Source organism: Trichormus sp. NMC-1 (genome assembly GCF_001858025.1).
Lineage (GTDB): Bacteria > Cyanobacteriota > Cyanobacteriia > Cyanobacteriales > Nostocaceae > Anabaena.
The window spans coordinates 1-2,176 of the sequence record NZ_LZQD01000028.1 but is presented as its reverse complement, the minus strand read 5'-3'; the positions used below and the strand labels follow the sequence as shown (position 1 = coordinate 2,176).

General features: G+C 40.7%; 2 protein-coding genes. One reads left to right on the top strand and one right to left on the bottom strand.

The window, feature by feature from the left end; genetic code table 11:
• Positions 1 to 68: 68 nt before the first annotated feature.
• Positions 69 to 1,121 carry a tRNA 2-thiouridine(34) synthase MnmA gene (gene mnmA, locus A9Y75_RS25730; protein ID WP_071189487.1) on the bottom strand — a complete coding sequence of 351 codons (1,053 nt, stop codon included), beginning with the start codon at positions 1,119 to 1,121 and terminating at the stop codon, positions 69 to 71.
• 237 nt (positions 1,122 to 1,358) lie between these two features.
• Between mnmA and A9Y75_RS25725 the strand changes: the two genes are divergently transcribed.
• Complete coding sequence (locus tag A9Y75_RS25725; protein ID WP_236721541.1) at positions 1,359 to 2,102, top strand: hypothetical protein; 744 nt, start codon at positions 1,359 to 1,361, stop codon at positions 2,100 to 2,102.
• Positions 2,103 to 2,176 lie beyond the last annotated feature (74 nt).

Below are 2,176 nucleotides of genomic sequence, written 5' to 3'. Positions count from 1 at the left end.
TCCTTTGCGCCTTTGCGCCTTTGCGTGAGATTTAAAAATGTAGTTTATTTACCTGAAAATCGCTGTAACTAAAACTGTTCGATAATTCCCCCACCTAATACCTTATCCCCGTCATACCAAACCGCTGCTTGTCCAGGGGTAATGCTGAATTGCGGTTCATCAAATACTAAACGCACACGATCGCATTCTAAAGGAATTACTGTCACGGGTACAGGTGCGGAACGATAACGAATTTGCACTTCTGCACGAATGGGGGTTGCAGGTTCAGCAATAGAAACCCAATTTACTCGGTTTACTGTACATTCTGCCTCAGTTCCTTTAGTGCGATCTCCTACAACTACTCTGTTATTTACAGCATCCAATTCAATCACATACAACGCTTCCGGTGCAGCAATCCCCAAACCCTTACGCTGTCCGATTGTGTAATGATGCACTCCATCATGTTGACCTAAGATTTTACCAGTAGTATCAACAATATCGCCTGGTTTAGGAGCTAGATATTTATCCAAAAATGCCCGCATGGAACCATTACTTTCCACCAAGCATAAATCTTGACTTTCTGGTTTATCGGCAGTTTTTAAGTTGTATTCGGCCGCCATGCGTCGGGTGTCGGTTTTGTTCAGTTCACCCAAAGGAAAGATAGAGCAACTTAGTAAATCTTGAGACAAATCGTAGAGAAAGTAAGATTGGTCTTTGTTGCGGTCAACTGCACGTAACAATTGGTAACGGTTAGTAGTTTCATCGTAGCGTATTTTGGCATAATGACCGGTAGCAATGCTGTTGCATTCCCATTGTTCACGGGCATATTTTACCATCGGCCCAAATTTCACAGTTTTGTTACATTGGGAACAAGGCAACGGCGTAATTCCCACACTGTAACCAGTGACTAGGAAATCAACTATCTCTGTTTGAAAGACATCCCGAATATCGACAACTTCATGAGGAACGCCCAATTGTTCACAAATCTGAGCCGCGTCGATCATTCCTTCAGAGCAACATTGCCCTTTACCTTTCATGAGCCAAAGAGTCAAACCGATTACATCATAGCCCTGATTGTGTAGAATAGCGGCAGCTACAGAACTGTCAACGCCACCTGAAAGACCAACGACGACTTTTTTCATAAACCACACTTTTAAAGTGCTAACTTTTGATTGCTAGTAGAGGTTTTTCATCCTAGCACAGCACGGGAATTACCAGACTTTCCAATTGTAGCATAAACTTCTGTAAACCCTTGGTAGAAAAGCACTTCGGTTTTTATGCTTGATGCAAGTATTGAAAATCCCGAATTGGCTGATTAAAATGATGTCTGCTAGGAAATGTGTAAGACCATTTAGTTGAAAAAATATATGTTTAGTAAAATGTCCAGCCAATTTACTCCCCTATCCATACTTGCTCTAGCTTTTGGTGGATGGTTGCTAGTAATTCCCCAATATAGCCCAGCACAAGCCCAAATATCCAAAAATGGTTTTTTAATAGGGCAATCAGCATTACCCCAGTTGAAACCAATGCCAGCATTAGAGTTTAATCAATATAACCAGAATTCTGATTCCTACTCAACCACACAAATTAGTCAATATAACCAAAACTTTGAACGCTATTTTGTCTATGTTGACAGCAGTAATATGCAAATACTTCAACGAGTCCGTCAGGTTGAGAGTAATGCTTATATTCGGGAGTACAATGGACGTAACGTTATCCAGTCAGGTATTTTTAGCCGACAATCTAATGCCCAACAACGAGTGAGAGAACTGGAGTTAAAAGGTGTTAATGGCGCTCGTGTTGTCAGTTTCTCCAACGCAGAAACAGTATCTTCCTCTTCTGGTAGAGCAGCAGCTTTTTCTTCTTCTAGTAGTAATTCTTTGACTACTAAACCTGTTAATGCTTACTATGTGATCATTCCTAAAAACAAAAATAATTTACGATATATTGCCCAAGAAATTCAAAAAAATATCGGTCGAAATAGCAATGTATTCCTGAGAAATCAACCACTTGGAGCGCATATAGCTGTGGGACCTTTTAGCGATCGCGCCACGGCAGAACAATGGAATAATTATCTACGAAAGTCAGGTTACGGTGATGCTAGGGTTTATTACGGAAAATGAGTAACAAAATAATTCGTAATCCGTAATTGAGAAAAGTCTTTCTCTGTTCCCTATTCCCTGTTCCCTATTCCCTG